Annotated in this window: 13 protein-coding genes; 9 read left to right on the top strand and 4 right to left on the bottom strand. The window is 34.9% G+C overall.

Features of this window, described 5'->3' with window-relative positions; translation table 11 throughout:
* Positions 1–103 precede the first annotated feature (103 nt).
* The 6 genes from G521_RS0109780 to G521_RS0109755 all read left to right on the top strand — a co-directional run bounded on the left by G521_RS0109780 (position 104) and on the right by G521_RS0109755 (position 7,865).
* Positions 104–1,348 carry an MFS transporter gene (locus tag G521_RS0109780; RefSeq protein ID WP_026898375.1) on the top strand — a complete coding sequence of 415 codons (1,245 nt, stop codon included), beginning with the start codon at positions 104–106 and terminating at the stop codon, positions 1,346–1,348.
* Positions 1,349–1,413: 65 nt separating this feature from the next.
* Positions 1,414–2,310 carry an oxygen-dependent coproporphyrinogen oxidase gene (gene hemF, locus G521_RS0109775; protein ID WP_026898374.1) on the top strand — a complete coding sequence of 299 codons (897 nt, stop codon included), beginning with the start codon at positions 1,414–1,416 and terminating at the stop codon, positions 2,308–2,310.
* 47 nt (positions 2,311–2,357) lie between these two features.
* Positions 2,358–2,762 (top strand): hypothetical protein, encoded by a 405-nt coding sequence (locus tag G521_RS0109770; protein ID WP_026898373.1) that lies wholly within the window; start codon positions 2,358–2,360, stop codon positions 2,760–2,762.
* Positions 2,763–2,918: 156 nt separating this feature from the next.
* Positions 2,919–5,495, top strand: coding sequence for a DNA gyrase subunit A (gene gyrA, locus G521_RS0109765; protein WP_026898372.1), 2,577 nt, complete (start codon positions 2,919–2,921; stop codon positions 5,493–5,495).
* 81 nt (positions 5,496–5,576) lie between these two features.
* Complete coding sequence (locus G521_RS0109760; RefSeq protein WP_081675049.1) at positions 5,577–6,683, top strand: tetratricopeptide repeat protein; 1,107 nt, start codon at positions 5,577–5,579, stop codon at positions 6,681–6,683.
* Between the two features lie 3 nt (positions 6,684–6,686).
* A complete protein-coding gene (locus tag G521_RS0109755) occupies positions 6,687–7,865 on the top strand; it encodes a tetratricopeptide repeat protein (RefSeq protein WP_026898370.1) in 1,179 nt (392 codons plus the stop codon).
* A 74-nt stretch (positions 7,866–7,939) separates the two neighbouring features.
* Here the strand turns inward: G521_RS0109755 and ku are convergent, their stop codons facing one another.
* The gene (gene ku, locus G521_RS0109750; RefSeq protein WP_026898369.1) at positions 7,940–8,713 is read right to left on the bottom strand and encodes a non-homologous end joining protein Ku; all 774 of its coding nucleotides are present in this window, start codon (positions 8,711–8,713) and stop codon (positions 7,940–7,942) included.
* A gap of 95 nt (positions 8,714–8,808) precedes the next feature.
* Positions 8,809–9,213, bottom strand: a complete 405-nt coding sequence (locus G521_RS0109745; RefSeq protein WP_309425079.1) for a response regulator — start codon at positions 9,211–9,213, stop codon at positions 8,809–8,811.
* A 326-nt stretch (positions 9,214–9,539) separates the two neighbouring features.
* Here G521_RS0109745 and G521_RS0109740 point away from each other — a divergent pair, with 326 nt between their 5' ends.
* Positions 9,540–10,130 carry an HD domain-containing protein gene (locus G521_RS0109740; protein ID WP_051189646.1) on the top strand — a complete coding sequence of 197 codons (591 nt, stop codon included), beginning with the start codon at positions 9,540–9,542 and terminating at the stop codon, positions 10,128–10,130.
* On the opposite strand, the gene G521_RS0109735 is transcribed toward G521_RS0109740, so the two are convergent.
* Together G521_RS0109735 and G521_RS0109730 are read right to left on the bottom strand one after the other, a co-directional pair.
* On the bottom strand, positions 10,127–10,576 hold the full coding sequence (locus tag G521_RS0109735; protein ID WP_026898366.1) for a cyclic nucleotide-binding domain-containing protein: 450 nt from the start codon (positions 10,574–10,576) through the stop codon (positions 10,127–10,129). The genes G521_RS0109740 and G521_RS0109735 overlap by 4 nt on opposite strands.
* 7 nt (positions 10,577–10,583) lie before the next feature.
* Positions 10,584–13,316, bottom strand: a complete 2,733-nt coding sequence (locus G521_RS0109730) for an MFS transporter (RefSeq protein WP_026898365.1) — start codon at positions 13,314–13,316, stop codon at positions 10,584–10,586.
* Between the two features lie 330 nt (positions 13,317–13,646).
* Here G521_RS0109730 and G521_RS17775 point away from each other — a divergent pair, with 330 nt between their 5' ends.
* Together G521_RS17775 and G521_RS16910 are read left to right on the top strand one after the other, a co-directional pair.
* Entirely contained in the window at positions 13,647–19,388 is a 5,742-nt protein-coding gene (locus tag G521_RS17775; protein ID WP_051189644.1) for an MBG domain-containing protein, read from the top strand.
* 188 nt (positions 19,389–19,576) lie between these two features.
* The gene (locus G521_RS16910) at positions 19,577–21,562 is read left to right on the top strand and encodes an adenylate/guanylate cyclase domain-containing protein (RefSeq protein ID WP_051189643.1); all 1,986 of its coding nucleotides are present in this window, start codon (positions 19,577–19,579) and stop codon (positions 21,560–21,562) included.
* Positions 21,563–21,585 lie beyond the last annotated feature (23 nt).

Raw genomic sequence — 21,585 nt, 5'->3', positions numbered from 1 at the left:
TTTTTTATTAATTATGATGGTGAATATTTATTTAAAAAACCATACACCAGTTAGAATTAAAATTCTAAAATGTTTGTAGATTAAGCAGCCAAAAAACCTGTAAATGACTAAAAAAAATCTTCCGAATAGAAATATAACCTTATTAATCCTGGTGGCTGCACTTGGTTATTTTGTAGATATTTATGACCTCCTTCTTTTTCTGATCATCAAAAATAAAAGCCTGGAAAGCCTTGGCGTGATGCCTGATGCAATTACGGATACAGGTCTTTGGCTTATGAACTGGCAGATGGCAGGTTTGCTTACCGGAGGTATTTTATGGGGCATAATTGGAGATAAAAAAGGCCGGCTATCAGTTTTATTCGGATCTATTATTATGTATTCGCTGGCTAATATTGCAAATGGTTTTATACAGGATATAAATACATATGCTGTACTTCGATTTATTGCCGGAGTTGGTTTAGCAGGTGCGCTGGGAGCTGGCATTACACTCATCAGCGAAAGCATGAGTAAAGAAAAACGCGGTTATGGAACAATGATAGTAGCTACAATAGGATTAATGGGTGCCGTAGCGGCTTATTATGTGGGAGATAAATTCGACTGGCGGGTTGCTTTTTTTGTTGGCGGGGCCATGGGAATGCTATTACTTATCCTGAGGATCGGGGTTTTTGAATCGGGAATGTTTGCAAAGCTGAAAAACAATACAGTTGAAAAAGGTAATTTTATGATGCTTTTTAATAATAGATTGAGGTTCAAAAAATATATCAACAGTATTTTAATTGCCGTGCCGGTGTGGTTTGTAGTGGGTATCCTGGTAGGAATAGCTCCTGAATTTGCCAAAGAACTTGGAATTAATGAACCAATTAATACAGGCCGGGGAATAATGTTTACCTATATCGGTATTTCTCTTGGCGATTTTCTAAGCGGAACTCTGAGTCAGTTATTTAGAACCCGTAAAAAGATCGTATTCATTTTCATTACATTAACCTATGCCGGAATTCTGTTTTTCCTGTTTTCAAATGGATTGTCGGCCACAGCATTTTATATGCTTTGCGTGTATTTTGGCGTAGCTACCGGTTATTGGGTTGTATTTGTAACCATGGCATCCGAGCAGTTTGGAACAAATTTAAGAGCAACTGTAACCACTACCGCTCCGAATTTTGTTAGAGGATCATTAATTATCGTTACTTTCTTATTTACCAGTTTACGGTATCATGTTGGGATAATAAATTCGGCATTAATTGTTGGCAGTGTTACTGTTATAATTGCCTATTTAGCTTTATATCAGCTGGATGAAACTTTTGGGAAGGATCTGGACTATATTGAGCCATCCGGGAGAACGGGAATTTAATTGTCATAATTTTTTAATTCAATAAATAGGGTCAAGTTTTTTCTTAAAATTCTCATTTTTGCAGCATGATTACTAAAGAACAAATTGCAGATGCATATAAGCAATTGCAAGATGAAATATGTATTGGATTAGAGCAAGCTGACGGACAAGGCAAATTTCAGGAAGAATTATGGGAACGTGATGGAGGTGGAGGAGGCCGTACGCGAATTATGCAAAACGGTTCCATCCTTGAAAAAGCCGGTGTTAATTTTTCGGCTGTATATGGTCAGCTGCCCGACGCTGTAAAAAAAACCTTTGCTGTTGAACAGAATGATTTTTTTGCCACAGGAGTTTCAATTGTAATCCATCCGAATCATCCATGGATTCCAATTATCCATATGAACATCCGTTATTTTGAAATGTCAGATGAAATTCGCTGGTTTGGTGGGGGCATTGATCTAACGCCTCATTACGTTATTCCAGAGGATGCAAAATTTTTTCATCAAAGCCTTCAAAATGTGTGTGATCATTTCAACGCCAATTTCTACAGCAAATTTAAAACCTGGGCTGATGATTATTTTTATATTAAGCATCGACACGAAACACGCGGCATTGGAGGTATATTCTATGACCGTTTGAATCCTGAAACTGCCGGAATAGGATGGGAAGAAATTTTTGAATTTTCTAAATCATTGGGACGCTCGTTTTTACCAATTTATTCTTCTCTAATCCAAAATAATAGAAACAGGGATTATTCTGAAGAGCAAAAATTGTGGCAATTCCAACGTCGCAGTCGTTACGCCGAATTTAACCTGGTTTACGATGCCGGGACAAAGTTTGGTCTGGAAACAAATGGCAGGATTGAATCCATACTAATGAGTTTGCCACCGCAGGCAAATTGGGTATATGATTTTAAAGCAACACCCAATAGCGAAGAAGAAAAAACGTTACAGTTCTTAAAAAAAGGAATCAGCTGGATATAAATTATCCGGATATCTAATTTAAAAAACAACCTCAATATTAATTTCAAATGAAAACTCAAGTTATAACCAAAGGCATTTTCGGTATTTTTATAATGATCCAGGTAGCTTGCTCATCCAATACTCTTAAAGGAACCTGGCAGTATGATGGTGGAATTTACGATGGTAAAGTACAAAACGCATCAGCTGATTTTAAAATGCAAAGGACTTACACAGAAGGTAAGTATGAAGCTTATATTATAGAAGGTACAGAAGAGCCTGAAAAATATGCAACCGGTCGTTATGAAATTAAAGGAAACGAGTTTTTAGTTACCAGCGAATTCAGCAGCCAGCCTTCTCAGTTAATTGGTAAAACCATTTCCTATAAATATAAACTGGAAAAAGATAAGCTAACTATCAATGGAATTTTACCTAACGGGATGAATGTAGAAGAGTATTGGAAAAAAGTAAAATAGTTCAGGTTTAAACCCACCTTGATTATGAATAATATAGCTGTTTCTAAACCTTAATTTTTTCAACAGCGGCTTCAAAAATCACTAATTTTGCTAACTTCGCATTCGCCAAATGCGGCATAATGCAATTTACACTTTCAATCAGAACCTAACTACAAAATGGCTGAAGATATAGAAAACGAAGATCTAATACCTAACGACCGAATAATTCCTATAAACATAGAAGAAGAAATGAAAGCCGCATACATCGATTATTCGATGTCGGTAATTGTTTCGCGTGCCTTACCAGATGTACGTGATGGATTAAAGCCAGTTCATCGCAGGGTTTTATATGGAATGCTTGATCTTGGTGTAACAAGTACCAAAGCTCATAAAAAGTCAGCCCGTATTGTGGGTGATGTATTAGGTAAGTATCACCCGCACGGTGATTCTTCTGTATATTTTGCAATGGTTCGTATGGCCCAACCCTGGAGTTTGCGTTATCCCATGGTTGACGGTCAGGGAAACTTTGGTTCTGTGGATGGAGACAGCCCGGCAGCCATGCGTTATACTGAAGCTCGTTTAAAGAAATTTGCGGAGGAAATGCTAGCAGATATTAACAAAGAGACAGTTGATTTCCAGCTTAATTTTGATGATACACTTCACGAGCCAACAGTGCTTCCAACCCGTATTCCAAACTTACTGGTTAACGGAGCTTCCGGAATTGCAGTAGGTATGGCTACGAATATGCCGCCGCATAATCTTACAGAAGTAATCAATGCAACAGTTGCTTACATAGATGATAATGAAATAGATATCCCGGGATTAATGCAGCACATTAAAGCTCCAGATTTCCCGACAGGTGGTATCATTTATGGTTATTCAGGAGTTCAGGATGCTTTTGAAACTGGTCGTGGCCGAATCGTTATGCGTGCCAAAGCAGAAATCGAAAGTTATGGTAATGACCGTGAGAGAATAATTGTAAATGAAATTCCTTACCAGGTGAACAAGGCTAACATGATCGAGCAAACTGCTGGCCTGGTTAATGATAAAAAGCTGGAAGGTATTTCAGAAATAAGAGATGAATCTGACAGGGATGGAATGCGCATTGTTTACGAAATTAAGCGTGATTCAAATGCATCCATCGTATTAAACAATCTGTTTAAATATACTGCGCTGCAAACTTCATTCAGCGTTAATAACATTGCTTTGGTTCACGGTCGCCCGATGATGCTGAATCTGAAGGATATGATTCGTCATTTCGTTGATCATCGTCATGAGGTGGTAATTCGTCGTACTAAATATGATTTGGCCGAAGCAGAAAAACGTGCTCACATATTAGAAGGATTACTCATTGCTCTGGATCATTTAGATGAGGTAATAAAATTAATCCGTGCTTCAGATACTCCTGAAGATGCTCGTACCGGTTTGATGGAAAGCTTTGGCTTATCCGATATCCAAGCCAGAGCGATTCTGGATATGACCTTACGTCGTTTAACAGGTCTGGAAAGAGATAAGATTAAAGAAGAGTATGCTGAACTGATGAAGACAATTGATTATTTAAAATCAATTCTTGCTGATGAAAGCTTACGGATGAAAATCATCAAGGATGAGTTACTTGAAATTCTTACGAAGTTTGGTGATGAACGCAGAACTTCCATTACCCATTCTGCAGAAGACATGCGCATGGAAGATTTTATTGTGGATGAAGAAGTAGTAATCACAATTTCTCACGAAGGATATATAAAACGTACTGCATTAACCGAATATCGTAAGCAAGGCAGAGGCGGAAAAGGGTCGATGGGATCACAATCCCGCGATAAAGATTTTATTGAACACATGATTATTGCGTCTAATCACAATTACATGTTGTTCTTTACCGAGTCTGGACGTTGTTTCTGGTTAAGAGTTTTTGAAATCCCGGAAGGAACACGTACCAGTAAAGGTCGTGCTATCCAAAACGTGATCAACATCCCGAAAGAGGAAAATATTAAAGCTTACATTAAAGTTGTCAATCTTAAAGATCAGGATTACCTGGAAAACAACTTTATAATTATGTGTACCAAGAAAGGTACAATTAAGAAAACCTCGTTAGAAGCTTATTCTCGTCCGCGTTCAAATGGTATAAACGCCATTAATATTAATGAAGGCGACCAGTTACTGGAAGCTTGTATGACAAACGGTCAAAGTGAAATTGTAATGGCACTTCGTTCAGGCAGAGCTATACGATTTAACGAATCAACTGTTAGGCCTATGGGACGTACAGCAACCGGGGTACGCGGTGTTACTTTAGCCAGTGAGAAAGACGAAGTTATAGGGATGATCAGCATCAATAATCCGGAGACGACCGTATTAGTTGTTTCTGAAAAAGGATATGGAAAACGTACCGACATTGATGATTATCGCGTTACAAATCGTGGAGGAAAAGGTGTTAAAACCATTAATATCACAGATAAAACCGGTGAATTGATTGCCATTAAAGACGTTACCGATTCTGATGATCTGATGATTATTAATAAATCAGGTATTGTAATTAGAATAGGTGTGAGCGGGCTTCGTGTAATGGGCCGTGCAACTCAGGGTGTTAGATTGATCACACTCAAAGGTGAAGATTCTATTGCTTCGGTTGCAAAGGTTACGCATGAAGATGAAGAAGAGGAAGAAAATGATGGAACTGAAACTCCTGAGAAGGATAACGATTCACCACTTTCTGATGAAGGAAATGATTCAACATCTTCTGAACCTGAAAACGAATAATTAGTATTATTAAAATTACAGTAAACTTGCCTGGATATAAGAAATTTGTATCCAGGCAGTTTTTTTGTTCAATTAATTATAATGCATAAAGTCTTATCGATAGTTGTTTTTCTATTCTTAAGTATTTTAACTTCGAATGTTGAAGCACAGTCTTTGATTAAGGAGGCCATGAATTCCTTTGCCCGGTTTAACAGATCTCATGATATTAAAGATCTGGAATTATCAAGGAAAAAAATTGATGAGGCCTATAAAACTCCGAAAGATTCTCTTTCATTTAAAAACAATCTTACCAAAGGTCTTATCTATTCTACTCTTGCTCATTTAGATTCAAATAGAAAATATGAGTACACCCAGGATCCTGCAATACAGGCCTTAGATTGTTTAAATAAGCTTAATGACAATAAACTAAGTTCTGATTTTAAGGAAGAGATTAGTTATATTAAATCCCGGCTTTCCAAATCATATTTATACCAGTCTAAAAAGCATTTATCATACTATGATTATTCAGGTGCGGTGACCGCTTTTAAAAAAATAGATTCATTAACAGGGAAAAATAATTCAATAAATCACAATATTGCATTATTGCATCAGAGAATAGGCAATACAACCCAGGCAATTGAGTATTACAAAGATTTGATTAAAGATTCTCCCAATGCTGATTATTTTTTAATGTTAAGCTACCTCTATGAATTGAGCGGTGAAGATCAGCTTGCACTCAACATCATGCAAAAAGGACGGTTGAAATTTCCGGATAATAAGGATATGATTTTTTATGAATTGAATTACTTTGCAGAGAAAAAACTATTTGATAAAGTATCGGAATTAATCCCAAAAGCCTTAAAGTTAGATGAGTATAATACAGATATAAATTATTTGGCAGGGTTTTCGTTTGAAGTATTGGGTAATTCTGCACGGGCTGAAGAATTTTATGAAAAAGTATTAAATATTAAGCCTAATAATTATGACGCCAATTATGCGTTAGGTTTACTTTATTTAACATCCTATGCTATGGATTCTAATAAGATAGATTTGCTTTTCAAGGCAAAACAATTTTTACTGACTGCCATGGAAATAGATCCAAACCAATTAAAAACATTACAGTCATTAGCAGTATTATATAATTATACTGCTGATGAAAATCAGTTAAGAAAAATCAATAACAAGATTAACCAACTTAAATTAAATTAAATTATGAAAATTAAATCTTTGGCTTTAGCAATCATCTTTTCCGGCTCTAGTCTGATGGTGTTTGCTCAAAAAGGTGAATTATCAAGTGCTAAGACTAATTATGACAAATATGTTCAGCTTAGAGATGCCGGATCTGCAGTTTTAGGAGCTACAAGTTTAAAAAATGCTAAAGCATCTATCGATAAAGCTGTTGCTCATGAGAAAACAATGAGTGATGCATCCGCTTGGGCTTATAAAGCACTTATTTATGCAGACATGGCAGTTTTGGATACTGTTCCAGAGACAGCTGCACCAATTATTACTGAGGCACTTGCAGCTGTAAACAAAGCGAAAGAACTAGATAAAGCTGGTTCTTCCAAGGTACAAATTGATGCTGCCAATGCTATTTTAGCTCAATACGAGTTAAATATGGGAGTAAAGGCTTATCAAAGCAATCGTTTTGAGGATGCCTATAAATCCTTCAGCAATTCTTTAAATTACCGTCCAGGCGATACAACTATTACTTACTATGCTGGTCTTTCTGCTATTAATGCTAAGAATTACAAAGCTGGAATTGCAAATTATGAAGCTTTAACAAAAACTAATTTCTCTTCTAATCCACAAATTTATCTTGATCTTTCAAGATTATATTCGATGCAGGGAGATACTGCTAAAGCCATTCAAATTGCTGCTGAAGGAGCTAAAAAATATTCTCAGAACTCAGCTTTGGCAACTCAGGAGATTGAGTTAAGTTTAATTAGCGGAAAGCAGAATCAAGTTATTACCAAAATTTCTGCACAGGAGCAAAAAGAACCTAAAAATAAATTATTCCCGTTTTATTTGGGTATTGCTTACAATGCTGCCAATGATAATGCAAAATCTATGGACGCATACAAGCGTGCTCTAGCTATAGATCCTGACTATGCTGATGCTAATTTAAATCTTGGTGGTTTGATTTTAAACAGCGGAATTGAGTTATATAATTCTGCTAACAAATTACCCCAAAGCAAACAAAAAGAATATGATGCAATGATGAAGAAGGCAAATTCAGAATTTGATAATGCGTTACCTTATCTTCAGAAAGCCGCTGATTTAAATCCAAAATCAAGAATAGCTTTAGACAACCTTAAAACTTATTATATAATTAAGAAGAATCAGGCTAAAGTTGATGAAATCAGTAAAAAAATAACAGCGTTGCAATAATTTAAATGTTGACAAATGCCAAAAGGCCTTATTCTTTATAGAATAAGGCCTTTTTATGTTACGCAAAAATTTGATTAAGCTCCCTTTCTGGTTTTGGTTAAACTTTCCCTGAGCTGGTCATAAAGATCATCACCTTTTGGCTTCTCTACTTTCATCTTTTTAATTGTAGGGCGCTTACCTTTAGATTTGGCTTTAATAATCTTCAGAAGTTCATCTGTATACTCATCTTTAAACTGATCAATTTTAAATTCCGAAGTATATTGTTTAATAAGGGCAAGCCCAACATCAAGTTCTTTTTTGCTGATATTTATATCCGTAGGGCTCAAAATATCTTCCGATGATCGGATTTCTTGCGCAAAGCGAATTTTAGTAATGACAATGACATTCTCTACAGGATGGATAACACAAAGATTTTCTGAACTCCGTAAAACAAATCGTGCTACACCAGCCTGTTTAGATTTTTTTAAGGCCTGAAGGAGTAGGGCATAGGCCTTCCTTCCCTGAGTTTCGGGTTCTGAATAATAGGAGGTCTCATAATACATGGGATTAATAGCATCCAGATTAACAAAATTCTCTATTTCGATAACTTTGGTTTTCTCCGGGCTGGCATCTTCAAAATCCTGATCTTCAAGAATTATATAATCATCATCAAGATGATAACCTTTTACAATCTTGTCAAAAGGAACTTCTTTTCTTGTGTTTTCGTTAATTCTCTGAAATTTTATATGAGCATGATCTCTGCTGTCAAGCATATCTAAATCAAGTCGGCTATTTTGTACAGCAGAATATAACTTAACGGGAATATTTACCAGACCAAAGCCAATAGAACCTTTCCAAATAGATCTCATGATACGTATTAATTGCTTTGTATAAAAGCGTTATTTAAATAATGTATCATAAAAACAAAATCTTAAAGAAATGGTTTTTAAGGCCGATGCCAGATTTATAGTTTTTGATTACTTGCTGTAAAAACAGCTGTGGTAAGTTGATTTATATCAAATGGCTTGGCAAGATAAGAATCAGCTCCAGCATCTTTAGCCAGTAATTTAATATCAGTATTTGCAGAAAAGTATATTACAGGAATCTTACTGTATACAGGATGTTTTTTAATAATTCGGGTGGCTATTATACCGCCAGTATCCGGAATCCAATTATCCATCAAAATAACATCTGGACAAACTTCATCAATAACTTCTAAAATATCATTACAGGTCATGCGGGTATGTACTTCAAGTCCCGATTCTTCTAAAATATATTTACAAATAGAAAGTATATCAGGATCATCATCACAAATCAGTACACGTTTAGACATATAGGCTTTATTTTTAATAGAAGTTACAGCAGCCAAATTTGACTATTAGTTGATTAAGATTTTGGCGTAGTGAAAAACGATCAAAAACTTAAGTAGTTTATTGTAAGCAATCATTATTCCAAAATCAATCAATTAATGGTTAAAATTAAATATCATAACTATTTTATTTATTAATGCCCTCGAGTCTTAGAGTACAACTAAAAAACTTCTATTTAACATAATATTAATTATAGGACATTTTACTTGTATAATTTTTTTGAACTTATTGTAAGTTGTTACGTAGATTACCTTGTAAAATGTAAAACTTGTTGTGTAGTTATTCTTTGGAAATTTATTTTAAATTTATATAAATACAACATTGTATGTTATTAAGCTCTGTATCTGTGAATGCTTTTGAACCTGTAAAACAGAATGTATTGGCTATGCTCGAAAAGTTAAATCCAAACTTAACTTATCATTGTGTAGAACATACTTTAGATGTTCTTGAACAATCTTTAAGAATAGCATCTGAAGAAGGTATTGATAATGATGAGGAACTTTTTTTATTGAAAATAGCTGCTCTATATCATGATACAGGATTTTTGAATACGTACGCATTGCATGAAAAAAATAGCTGCGAACTTTTTCTCGCCGATGCAGATCAGTATAAATTGAGTGGAGCCCAAAAAGATATTATAGTCAATCTGATAATGGCCACACAAATACCACAAATGCCTAAAACTTTATTAGAGCGTATTATATGCGATGCCGATCTGGATTATTTAGGCAGAAATGATTTTTTTAGTATCGGAGAATCCCTCCGAAAAGAATTTCTAAGCTATAAAATTGTAAATAATGATGATGAATGGAATAAACTTCAAATATATTTTCTCCAAAATCACAATTATCATACTCCCTCCTCTCAAAAATTAAGAGAGCCTAAAAAGCAACTAAATTTCAATAAGCTACTTTAAGAATTTGAAGCCTGTAAAGTTTTAAACTCTACATTCACCCTGTCCTGCTCCCTTAAACGTTTGCAAAGCGTTCTCATAATTCCCTTTAAAATGTCTGTATTCGTAGCAACCACATCATAAAACAGATCTTGTTCTATCCTCAAAAGAATGCAATCTGATAAAGCTGTGGCGCTTGCTGACCGAGTTTCTGAATCTAGTAATGAAAGTTCACCAAAAATTTCATTTTCAGAAAGAACAGCCAGCTGATGGTTGTTATCATGTATAATTACCTGACCGGAATAAATGAAGTACATACAATTCCCCTGTTCGCCCTTATTAAATATTAGCGCCTTTTGATCAACACTTTCTTCAAAACTGATGGAAGCAATTTCTATCAGATCTACTTCTTTACAGTTTTTGAAGATATCAGAATTTTTTAACAGCAGTACTTTTTCTATAATAAGCATTATATAATTATTTTAGTCGTGATAAAACATAGCTTCTCGTTTCGGAAATAATTAAATCCCCGGTTTCAATTTTAACATCAGATATATTTTTAAGAACAGAGGTTTGATTAGTTTTCCAGGAACTATATATGGCAATAGCTTCAGTCCAAGAATTAAACATTTGTGGCTTAGTTATTATTCTGTTAAAGAGTTCATTAAGATCTGACTTCATAAATATTTTGTTTATGCCGGCAGGATCCAGAATAAAGTCAAGAAGATAATTTATTTCACCGGCAGTTTTTTTAGGTAAGACCATCTCTAACATTTCCATCGCATTAAATATCTTGTCTCTTTTTTCAATATCAAGCAATTCTATTAATCTGTTTATTTCAACTCTTTGATGTAATATAAAGCAGATTTTTAATGAAGTAATGAGGTCATTTTTAACTTCGTTGAACAAAGAGTTTTTGATTAATAAAGCTTCACTGTGTTCTGGAACTTCATAGTAATTACTTAATTTGGCCTTTGCATTCTTAAGATAAATTGTAAGAAGTTCTTTAAATCGATTGGTTATTTTGCTGGCATTTGATTCGAATTGCTTAATCCACAAGGCATGAATAATTTTGTCCTGCCTTATTTGCGGATCATTCAATACCGAAATTAAAAATGAAATGGAATGCGCACCGTTCACCTTGGCCGCTACCTTTATTAAATCCGATAAATATTTTTGAATATATGCCGGATCAAGCTTAATTATATCTCTGAATAATACATCTTCATATTGCTGCAGACCTTGTAGGGCTAAATATCTGCTCGAAGGGCTATCAAGAAGACTTATTATGTAAGGTAATAAATTACTAATATTAAGCTTGCATGCGATCAAAATCGCATTTTTTTTAACCGATTGATCCGGATCGTTGATCAGATTTTCTATTACATCTGTAAATTGTAAATGTTTTAATTCTGATATAATGGACAGGGCAAGTTCTCTTTGGCGGCTCTCAGAAGAATAAATCAGGCTGTTTATTTCATTCCCGGCTGTAAGCAAATACTTAAACTCACGTTGATTTAACAAACTAATAATGACAACTTTTTTAATGGAATCTTCCTGCTCAGAGATATTTTCAGAGAGCTCTTTTAGGTATTGGGAATCATAACGACAAAGAATTGAAACCATCTTCTCTTTAATTAATTCAATGGTTTCATCTTTCAAAAGTGATTTTAAAAAAGTTGTATTAATTGTTTGCCGTGTATCCAGCCTTTCTAATGCATATAATTTAACCTCATTTGACGAATTTGATAATTGTTCTTCCAGAAGTTCATCAATAAGAGCATATTCGGCGTTTTCTAATAATTTCAGGGCGTAAATTATTTCCATTTTTCTGCCCGCTGAAATTTTGTTGAGTAGAATATTTATGGTTTGCTGGTCATGAATATGAATATCACTACTACTGAATACTCCTTTACTAATAGATGATCTTAATGTTTTGAGATATGCTTTTTTTACATATAATATCAATAATGCCCATATAACCAGGTTTATAAGTAAAATTTTAACGGTTAATAATATGGTAATAGGGAATCCAAGCTGAGGGAGAAAATACAATGATAATCCTACAATAATTAGTGAAGGTGCCAGCATATATCCTTTTGAAATTAAATGTCCCTTTAAACGAAGCTTTTCTTTTAGTGGCTGAAAAAGCACGAAGAAAACAGGTTCCTGCATGGTGGATCTCAACACTTCAGCGAAAAGAGCCATCATTCCAAAAATGTAAATATTAAGCTCTGAATCTTTTCCGTAGATAAAAAATAAAAAACAGAATATCAGTAATGCAAGTGGAGTAATAAAAAGACAATAAATAATACCCAATTTCTCAATCACTCTGCTTGTGAATATGAGTTTCAGAATGAGCGCTATAAACCGTCCTGCCGCAAAGAAAACCGCAATGAATATGGCAAGATCTGCGATATCTGCATATTTATGTTTTACCTGAGCTAAAAATGTAAAATCAACCAGATTAAAAACATTGTAACTTAAAAGGGATATGATAGATATTGCAAAAATAAGTTCACTCTTGAAAACAAATCCAATTATTTCAGTTTTCTGTTCGGGTTTATGATCATGAATTTTAGAGGACAGGGATTTCTCCTCAAGCTTTTCCCAATTCTTTTTTTTGAGAAAACGAGAAAAAACTACAAATCCGGTTATTAATGAAATGATTGAAAGCCAGATTAAATTATTGGTTCCAAAAAGTGAAATAAATAAGGGTGCAGCCAGATATCCAATTAATTTGGCCGGAATATCCCCTGCTCCTACAACAGAAAATACCCGCTTACTTTCACGAATATTAAAAATTAAAGAAACTAATCCCCAGAATGCATATCCGGAGATCATGTAAAATAATGTGCTCCAAATCAACAGAATGAAAATGAAAATCTTAGGATTATCAAGAAATAATCCAAGCCAGATTACAAATAGTACACCCGCAGAAATGCCAATTATAACTTTTAATAATTGGAGAGGCGAAAAATGATGCTCCAACTTTTCATAAAATAAGTTAATTATTAACAGACTTACAGCTATTATGATATATGCCAGAGGAAGCATATCTATAGAAAAAGTGTATAAAAAGAGTGTGAAAGCTAATATATTGACAAATGAATTAGCTAAACCTATAAAAAACTGAATCAATAAAAGGTCAAAAACCTGGTTTGATTCTGAAAACCGAATGTTTAATATGGAATGAATTCTATTTTTCATACAATTAATTAAATATACAAAACAGAATATACAAATTACAGATTATCAGTTCCTTATATGCCCATGTCATAAGGTATACTATTTATTCCTCTTGAATAAAATTTTAAATTGTGATTGAATACACAGTTTTTGTACAACTACTTCTGTTGTGTTGTGATTAACTTTAGATAGTCAACAATTACTATCAACTATTCCCGATTCCTGCTATTTAAAAACACCTTTTAGTTATTAAGGTCGTATTGGAGCCTCTCCCATTTCTTACAAATATATTTCCACAATTATTTTTTTGCTCTTCATAATTCAGTAAGCACATATGTAAAATCTTTTAGTATGGAAAAAATTTACAAATTAACTCTTCAGACTTCAATCGTTTTAAGTGTTGCTTCTTTTCTGATAATTTCACCTGAAACGGTGTGGGCTCAACAGAAGAAGATCTCAGAATTCGTATTATTTGCCGGTGATCCTGATAATCCATCTCCCGTTCATTACTCTGCAAAAAATTCCATTCAGATAGGCTCTGGATCTACAATCGTAAGCGGTGCAACAGGTAGTTATAATTTTATTAAAACTTCTGGAAGTACGCTTATAAAAGGTAGCATTCACAGCGCTGGAACAACCGAACTAGCCAATGCAAATACGGTCAATGCAAATATTTATATTTCTAATTTGTTATCTGCCCCTGTTACAAATTTCAGAGCAGGTGCAAATACTACTATTAATGGAAATATTTATGTTAATGGTAATGCTGTTATTAAAAATGGTGCTGTCAACGGTAGTATAACTCATCCCAAAGGCACTTTTTATAAAGGCCCCTCACCCTCAAATGGTGAAATTATCGCCAAACCCGCTCTGCCACTGCTTCCTTTTATGCCTGCCATAACCAACTTCCCGGAGAAAGGTTCTGGGAATATTATGGAAAGCAAAACTATTTCTACAGGCATTTTTGGATCACTGAATTTAAGCGGGAACAAGATTCTTAGGTTTGCCCGTCCGGGAATATATGTTTTCAATTCGATAAAAAATGCTGGATCTAACCAGTTCATATTCGACTTTAAAAATGATCCTTCGGGGATTTATAAAATATTTGTGCATGGCGATGCCGACATCAGCAAAATAAATGTAAAAATCATCAATGGGGGAAATCCGGGACGGATTTACACAGAAGTTCATGGAAATGGATCCACACAAAAAGCTGGATATGCTTTTAATATCGCAAACGGATCATCAGGAGAGAATACTTCCAGGTGGCTTGGAACTGTTTGGGCACCATATGGATCTATAAATATTGGATCAGGTACCGGATCAAGTTCTATTACAGGTGCGCTGTGGAGCGGAGAAAAAGTAAATATACAGTGTGGTGTTATCCTAAAGCATGCTCCTTTAGAAGAATGCACTCCTCCCAATGCAAATGCCGGATCTGATAAGAAATTAAACTGCGAAATTACATCCGTAAAATTAGATGGTTACTCCAAAACAAAAAACGTTTCCTTTAAATGGACTTCAATAAATGGCGGAGTAATTAAATCAGGAGCCAATACCGCTAATCCGGTAGTTTCGGCAGGTGGCACTTATATATTAACTGTAACAGATTTAAGTTGTTCTTCTTCCAATACAGATACAGTTTCAGTAAAGTATTCGGGCTGCATTTTCCCTTATTATCCTCCGCCCGTTGATGGAAAAGTTACTAATCCGGTTGGGGCTGAATTAAGCTCATTATACCTCTATTCAGATAGTGTTACAGACTCAGAGCAAAATATATTTATAATTAAGGGTGACAGTGTGATGATTGAGGTTATTGCATTAGTTGGAAAGTTCAACGAGTTATCAGCCCTTCTTCAACAAGCCGATTATGGCATGAGTAATTTGCTTGACAATGGTCCTAATACACTAATAATAACAGGACTATATCCGATAAAAAATCTTCTGAAATTAGATAGCCTGCCTCTGCTGATCGACTATTGCCGTCCGCTTTTTCCTCCGCTGAGTAACAGCGGTGTAACAAAAACCCAGGGAGATATTTCTATCCATTCTGATTTTATAAGAAATGGATATGACGTTAAAGGTTCAGGAGTTAAAGTCGGAGTAATATCCGATAGTTATAATACAATTCCGGGAAATCCAGCGCTTACCGATGTATTAAACGGTGATTTACCCGGTAACGGAAATCAGCAGGATACAATTCCGGTGCAGGTACTTAAAGATTATCCCTTTGGAAGGAGAACGGATGAAGGCAGAGCCATGCTTCAGGTTGTACATGATATAGCGCCAAAGGCCAGTCTGGCTTTTAGAACCGGCTTCATAAGTGCCGGTGATTTTGCGCAGGGAATTTTGCAGCTCGAACAAAATAATTGCGACGTAATTGTAGATGACGTAACTTTTATTACCGAACCATTTTTCCAGGATGGCGTGGTGGCTAAGGCAGTAGATCAGGTTACGAATCTGGGAGTTTCTTATTTTTCAGCTGCAGGAAATTACGGTAATAAATCGCATGCAAATACATTCAATCCTATTACTGCTCCCGGCAGTATAACCGGTATGGCACATAATTTTGGAGGTGGCGATGTTTATCAGAATTTATCTTTAAATCCGGGTACCTACACAATTGTACTTCAGTGGGAAGATGAAATCTACTCATTAGGACAAAGTCAGACAGGAACTTTAAATGATCTGGATATATATTTAACAGATAATAATGGATCAACATTGTTCGGTTTTAACAGAAATAACCTGGGTGGAGATCCCCTGGAAATTCTGCCATTTACAGTTACTGCAAATACAACGACTAATATATTAATTGTCAATTCATCCGGTAATAATAATGTTCGTTTTAAATATATAGTGTTTAGGGGTGAATCAACTTTTAATGAATTTAATACCGGAACTTCTACCATAGTTGGACAGGCTAATGCTGCCGGAGCTATGGCTGTTGGAGCTGTTCTTTACAGTAATACGCCCGCATACTCGGGCAATCTTCCAACGATAGCATCATTTTCTTCTACCGGTGGAACACCTGTAAATGGTGTGGTAAGAAATAAGCCCGATTTTACTGCCCCAAACGGCATAAATACAACTGTGAATTTAGGTGGGTTGAATATTGAAGGAGATGCTTTTCCGAATTTCTTTGGTACATCAGCAGCTGCGCCCCATGCGGCTGCTGTTGCCGCGTTGCTGATTGAAGCAAAATCAAAATATTCAAATACCAATGTCAGCCCAATGGAAATCAGAACATTACTACAATCAACCTCAATCAATATGTCAGTTCCCGGATTTGATTTTAGTACAGGATTTGGATTAATTCAGGCTGATTCCGCTATAAAAACTTTTGCATCTCCAACTCCATTATTAATTAAACTTCAGTTACCAGCTGAGAATTTTGTTCCCGGTACTGCAGCATTTCAATTGAGTGTACTGGGAGAATTTTTAAATGATCAATCAGTAATCTTATTTAGAGGAGATCCTTTACAAACCACCGTACTCAGTTCTACAGAAGCAATTGCAATAATACCACCATTTACAGGAAATCCGCCCATACAAATTTTTACTCCGCCGATAGCAGCAAATGCCAACGATGGTGGCTATTCAGATACTACTTACTTCTTTACTCCCATTAAAAGAAAAATCATTGTTACGGCTGATAATAAAAGTAAAAAATATGGTGAGAAGCTTCCTGAATTTACCTCTGTCATCTTAGTGGATAGTATCCCACTAGAAGTTTCGGGTCTAACTTTAGCTCAGCTTGGCCTTGACTCAATAAGATATATCACACCGGCAACCAATAACAGCAACACCGGAAATTACTTTATAAGGCCGGAAATGAGAACTCTTGATATGTCTGATTCAACCGATGTAGGTTTATTGGAAATGTACTCTTATATATTTAACGATGGCCTTTTAAAAATAGAGAAAATGCCTTTAAACATTACCCCTAATGACACCACACTAATTTACGGCCAAAAAATAGATAAGCTTCAATTTAAATATGATTTTTCAAACAGCAATATAGATCCATTAGAACAGGCCAATTTTCTAAACTCAATTAAATTATCACATGAAGAAAATCTAGCCAGAAATGTAATCGCTTTTGTTGATGCCAGAGCCATAGTAAACGGAAGAACATTGACCAACAATGATTTAATAAACATGAGCGCTTTAGCCAGTGCCAGGTCAATTGTAAATGCACGTGCAATAATTAATGCCAGGGCAATTATAAATGGATTTGTTAATGATACATTAAACGTTGTAGATGTTGCAGCCGAATCCATTTTTAATTATCAGCTCGATTCAGCTTCATCACCTTTAGTAAGTGCTAGAGCTTTGGTCAATGCCAGAGCTATTATAAATGCCAGAGCCATAATAAATGGAACCGCATTAGTAAATGCCAGGCCCATTGTAAATGGTTCTGCCATAGTTAACGGTTCTTCAATTGATGGTTTAAGTAACGAAAATGTAGTTGTTATTATTGATTCAGAAGATGTGAGTGCACCCCAAAATGACACTTTGTTTCTATTTAAATCGATAAATATGATTACAGGAATTACAGCAGGTTTACATGCTATTGTTCCCGGAGCTTTTTTATCGGATAACTTTAGTGTTACGTATGGACTGGGTAACCTGAAAATAAAACCTGCTATTTTAACAGTCACAGCAAAAGATACTTCAGGATTTTATGGAAATTTGAAATTTCCTTTCACATCCTCCATTACTGGCTTTAAATATGATGACAGCCTGAGTTCTGTCACCTCCGGACCTCCACTATACAGGTTAATAAATCTGGAAAATAATGAAGTTATAAAAGGTTCCCCTCCGGTTGGATCTTATAAAATATCACCTTACGGTTTACCTTTAATTCCTCCTTCCAGTTATATCGTAAAATATAAAACAGCTCTATATCAGGTTAAAAAGGCTTTATTAAAAGCGATAGTCATAGATACTACCAGAATTTACGGAAATTCTAATCCAGCTTTTAAGATCAGATATGAAGGGTTTTTAAATAATGATGGACCTGAAAGTATAACTCCACCTGTGGCAACCACGATGGCGACTAAATTATCAGATGCAGGAACCTATCCTATAAATTTAACAGGAGGTATTTCAGATAACTATTTGATGGAGAATTTCGCTGGTTCCCTCACTATTAAACCTGCTTCATTAAAAGTTAGGGCAGATGATAAAATGATTTACAGCGGAGACCCGCTTTGTACTTTTACTTCCAGCTACGCTGGTTTTAAAAATAATGACGCATCTACTATTATTTCATCGCCCAGATATAACATCCAACCTTATTATAATGGGGCTGCCGGAATTTATAAGATTATACCATATGATTTGAAATTAGTAAAACCTGATAATTACAAAATCAGCTATACATCAGGCAATCTGTATGTTAATCCCAAGGGAAAAGGTGCTAAAAAAATTACAAGCAGTCTTGATTGTGTAGAACCTTTAATTAACCATCCCTCTGGTTTTAAGTATGTTGCACATTTCTCTTACTCTAATGCAAATGCCACAACATTGTACATACCTGTAGGTACTGATAACATGATCGCGTCGACTGGCTCACATTCAGGTAAGCAACCGGTATTATTTCCTCCGGGAACCGGAAAATTTGATATTTACTTTGATGGTTTAAAAATTACATGGAAAGTAAGCAGCTATGAAAACTATCATAAGTGTTCGGTAATTACAGAAGCCAGCTCGACTTCAGCAAGTTGCCAGACAATATTGTCGTCAGCAAGCCAAAACAAATTATTAATGCTTGCCGGCGATAGTCAGTCATCTTTAAATACTGAAAGAATACTTGAAATTTCAGATCAGCCGGTCAATAAACCAAACGTAGTAATATATCCTAATCCAGCAGCTGATCACTTAAAAATTTCAATAGCTGAAAATTCTGTTTCAACAAAAGACATCAGTTTATTTGATATTAACGGACGAATGCAGATTTTAGATAAACCTGAAAAAACAAGCGATAATGAATTTAAAATAAATATATCCGGGCTTTTACCCGGAATCTACATGGTAAAAATTAAAATTTTAGATACTTATTCTATTTATCGGTTTATTAAACTTTAACAGCTTCATTAAATTTCGTAAATTTATTTAACTCGTATTTAGGTGATCAATAATTTTCCTAAATACGAGCTACAATATTCTGTGTTTGAAATTACAACATAATCGTTATGACGGATGACAATCCTTCTTTTCATTTAAAAACCGGGCCATGTGTTTAAGATTCAATCATCACATATTTAACTATTAATATGTTGGATTTAAAACTTTATGTCTTTCTATCATTATACCTAACTCTTCAAAGTTTCAATTCCGCATATGCCTTACCTGAGGCAAAACAAATAACATTTAAGCAAGACACAACGGAGGTAAATACCTTACTTGAAGAAGGCAAAACATTTTTTAATTCTGATCCTGCAAAAGCTGTAACTCTAGGATTAAAAGCCAGGGATATGGCTTTAGATATTAAGTTTACTAAGGGAGTTGCATACGCATTGAAAAATGTTGGAATTGCTTATTATATTCAGGGTGATTATAAAAAAACTCTGGATTATTGGCAACAATCACTTAAAACTTTCCAGTCTATTAATGATGAACTTGGCGAAGCCAATCTATTAAGCAATATCGGTTCTATTTATTTTAATCAGGCCGATGAATTAAAAGCTCTGGAGTATAACCTAAAATCATTAAAGGTTTCAGAAAAAATAAATAACAAGCTCAGAATTGCAACTGCCCTGGTGAATATTGGTGCTATATATTACAACAAGCCTGCAACACATGATAAAGCACTAAAATTTTATTTAAGAGCCCTGCCGCTTATTGAAGAAACGCAGGATAATAATTCTTTGGGCACTGTAAATGCAAATATTGGCGAAATCTATTTTGAAAATGGAAATGACTCCCTGGCTCTGTTTTATTTTAAAAAATCTCTAAATGCTTATAAGGATTCAGAAAATATGCCCTATGCATTAAATGCAATCGGAAAAGTGTATATAAAAAAGGGAGATTATGAAGAAGCTATTAAAAATCACACACAAGCTTTAGGCATTGCTGAAAAGCTAAGCGGAAAGCTAGAAATTACTCAATCGCTTTTGGGAATAGCCAATGCAACCTTAGAAATGGGTGATGAAAAACAGGCAATCTCATTTTATAAAAAAGCAGAACGCTTAGCACAGGATATAAAATCTTTATATGATCTGAAAGATACCTACAAAGGACTGGCTACTTCTTATGCTCAATTAAACGATTATTCAAATGCGTTTAATTATCAGAGTAAATTAACCAATCTAAAGGACACCTTGTATAATATTGAAGCCGATAAAAAAATGGCCGGTCTGCAATACGACTTTGATATTCAAAAAAAACAGGGTGAAATTGATCTTTTGGTTAAGAACAGAAAGTTACAGCAATCAGAGCTCGACAGACAAAGATTAGTTAAGAATTCGCTGATTGCCGGCATTTTCTTCGTTTTTATAATTGCATTTATAATTTTCAGAAATTACAGATTAAAAGTAAAAACTAATAAATTGCTTGATCATCAAAAAGCACAAATAGAAAACTTACTCTCAAATATTCTACCTGACGAAGTTGCTGTTGAACTGCAAAGAGACGGCGTAGCAACTCCCCGTTTTTATGAAAGTGTATCGGTAATGTTCACAGACTTCCAAAATTTTACCCAAATGGCAGATGTTTTATCCCCGCAAGAAGTTGTTTTGGAATTAAATGCCTGCTTTATCGCTTTTGATGAAATCATTGGAAAATACAGCCTGGAGAAAATAAAGACTATTGGTGATGCATATATGTGCGCAGGAGGAATACCTACTAAAAATGATACACATCCTATTGATATTATAAAAGCGAGTCTGGAGATTCGGGAATTTGTTTATGAAAGAAATCTTATAAGGCAAAATAAAGGATTGTTACCATGGGAATTACGTATTGGAATTAATACCGGTCCGGTTGTAGCAGGCGTTGTGGGCCGTAAGAAATATGCGTATGATATTTGGGGAAGCACTGTTAATACTGCCAGCAGAATGGAAAGTAATGGTGTGCCGGGTCAGGTTAATATTTCATCAGCCACGCATCAACTGATTAAACATATTTATAATTGTACCTACAGGGGTAAAATTATGGCCAAAAACGTTGGAGAAATTGATATGTATTTTGTTGACGGAGAAATTATTCATCAACAAACTGATAAACATGCAGAATTAAAAATTAAAAAAATGGCCGGATAAATTAAATCCGGCCATTACTTTAT

The organism is Daejeonella oryzae DSM 19973 (assembly GCF_000422945.1).
In the GTDB taxonomy this organism is placed as follows: domain Bacteria; phylum Bacteroidota; class Bacteroidia; order Sphingobacteriales; family Sphingobacteriaceae; genus Daejeonella; species Daejeonella oryzae.
This window is presented reverse-complemented; position numbering and strand designations above follow the sequence as displayed.

Excerpts from the sequence above, each read along its gene's own strand:
- G521_RS0109780 (WP_026898375.1), top strand. The coding sequence starts at position 104 with ATGACTAAAAAAAATCTTCCGAATAGAAATATAACCTTATTAATCCTG.
- hemF (WP_026898374.1), top strand. The coding sequence starts at position 1,414 with ATGATTACTAAAGAACAAATTGCAGATGCATATAAGCAATTGCAAGAT.
- G521_RS0109770 (WP_026898373.1), top strand. The coding sequence starts at position 2,358 with ATGAAAACTCAAGTTATAACCAAAGGCATTTTCGGTATTTTTATAATG.
- gyrA (WP_026898372.1), top strand. The coding sequence starts at position 2,919 with ATGGCTGAAGATATAGAAAACGAAGATCTAATACCTAACGACCGAATA.
- G521_RS0109760 (WP_081675049.1), top strand. The coding sequence starts at position 5,577 with ATGCATAAAGTCTTATCGATAGTTGTTTTTCTATTCTTAAGTATTTTA.
- G521_RS0109755 (WP_026898370.1), top strand. The coding sequence starts at position 6,687 with ATGAAAATTAAATCTTTGGCTTTAGCAATCATCTTTTCCGGCTCTAGT.
- ku (WP_026898369.1), bottom strand. The coding sequence starts at position 8,713 with ATGAGATCTATTTGGAAAGGTTCTATTGGCTTTGGTCTGGTAAATATT.
- G521_RS0109740 (WP_051189646.1), top strand. The coding sequence starts at position 9,540 with ATGTTATTAAGCTCTGTATCTGTGAATGCTTTTGAACCTGTAAAACAG.
- G521_RS0109735 (WP_026898366.1), bottom strand. The coding sequence starts at position 10,576 with ATGCTTATTATAGAAAAAGTACTGCTGTTAAAAAATTCTGATATCTTC.
- G521_RS0109730 (WP_026898365.1), bottom strand. The coding sequence starts at position 13,316 with ATGAAAAATAGAATTCATTCCATATTAAACATTCGGTTTTCAGAATCA.
- G521_RS17775 (WP_051189644.1), top strand. The coding sequence starts at position 13,647 with ATGGAAAAAATTTACAAATTAACTCTTCAGACTTCAATCGTTTTAAGT.
- G521_RS16910 (WP_051189643.1), top strand. The coding sequence starts at position 19,577 with ATGTTGGATTTAAAACTTTATGTCTTTCTATCATTATACCTAACTCTT.